At 29.3% G+C, this 1634-nt stretch carries 1 protein-coding gene and 1 rRNA gene; both read left to right on the forward strand.

What is annotated here, in order from left to right; translation table 11 throughout:
- A 5S ribosomal RNA gene (rrf, locus tag LGK97_RS19540) occupies positions 1–115 on the forward strand; the annotation flags it as partial.
- A gap of 274 nt (positions 116–389) precedes the next feature.
- Complete coding sequence (locus tag LGK97_RS19545) at positions 390–1220, forward strand: metallophosphoesterase (protein WP_226261988.1); 831 nt, start codon at positions 390–392, stop codon at positions 1218–1220.
- The last annotated feature ends 414 nt before the right edge of the window (positions 1221–1634 follow it).

A 1634-nucleotide genomic window follows, 5' to 3' on the forward strand; every position in this document is an offset into this window, starting at 1 on the left:
TGGTGATTATGGCATGAAGGTAACACCCCTTCCCATACCGAACAGGTAGGTTAAGCTTCAATGCGCCAATGGTACTGCAGGGGTAGCCTTGTGGGAGAGTAGGTTGTCGCCGGGTTACAAAAAACACTAAGTTAATACTTAGTGTTTTTTATTGCTTTTTTGCACTAATTATCACCAAGCTATGAGTTGTTATTTTTATTAGATTACCTTACAATTAAGTAGTAATTGAGGTATTATTAAAGTGTTAATTGTTTACAATATTTAGAGAGCAAAGCAAGGTGGATGTAGGGACCAAGTTTATTATTACATTAAGGCACTATATACCGCTGGAATAGTAGATTGGATTAATAAAAAATTAAATATATATAGTTTCAAAAAGGAGTAAATATATGACTAATGTATTTCATATTTTAATATTCTTATTTGTTTTTTTTATACTATGGATACTCATTGAAGCTCAAACCTACAGAGTTCGTCGGGTTAAAGTTAAGAATAGCAAAATACCAAAAAGTTTTAACCGTTTTAAGATTGTTTTTATATCAGATATTCACTATGGAAAATTATTTAGAGCTAAGAGACTAATAAAAATAGTTAATAGAATTAATAAATTAGGTCCAGACATTATAATAATTGGTGGAGATTACTTAGACATTTCGGTGAAAAGCAGGAAAGATTTAAGTAAGTATTTAGATATAGAATTTGAGATATTAAAAAAGTTAAAAGCTAAGAACGGGATATTTACAGTACTAGGAAATCATGATTATTATAAAAAAAGGGAGTTATTATTAGAGAGAATTAACTCAAGTTCATTCAGGCTACTTAAAAACGCAAAGGAGTTTATAAATATTGGAGAAGATAGTATAGAAATAATAGGAATGGATGATTTAGTTCAAGGGAATCCGAAGGCCAATATGCTTAAAGAAAACAGCAATAATTTTACTATTGCTATATCTCATAATCCAGATTTTTTTAGTGACTATAAGAAGCTGATTAATTACGATTTAGCTTTTTCAGGGCATACACATGGAGGGCAAGTAACTTTTTTTGGCTTATATGCACCTTATACATCTTCTAAATATGGTCAAAGGTACGTAAAGAAGATAGTTTATGAAGAGAAGCGGGAAATAATATTAACTAATGGAATAGGAAATGGAATGCTACCTATAAGATTTTTTGCTATTCCAGAAATTGTAGAAATAGAACTTTATGCTACCAGCTAGGATATATTATGTATAAAAGATCACTAAACTAACCCTAGTGTATCAGTATGAAAGAGACTTAACAATTAGTAGTATTATGGAGAATAATACATATAGTCGCGGTATTTAAAGGATTAGTATAAATATATTATATATGCGCACATGATAGAATACTCCTTGTCGCAACGAGTGAGTAACGACAAAGGTAAACATTGATAAGTTAACACTTAAAACTTCAATAATATATTTAAAAAATATTGAAAGAAGTTGTTGACAAATTAAGAAGTATCTAGTAATATAGTAGAAGTCGTCGCAAGATGAAAAAAATTGGTCTTTGAAAATTAAACAGAGAAATAGGTAAAGAAACGAAATAATATTTCGTTAAACCAGTTAATTACTTTAGCAAAAAGTAATTCTTAGTTTTAAGACTAAGAG

The sequence above is a fragment of the Clostridium sp. CS001 genome (assembly GCF_020443565.1).
Classification (GTDB): Bacteria; Bacillota; Clostridia; order Clostridiales; family Clostridiaceae; genus Clostridium_AD.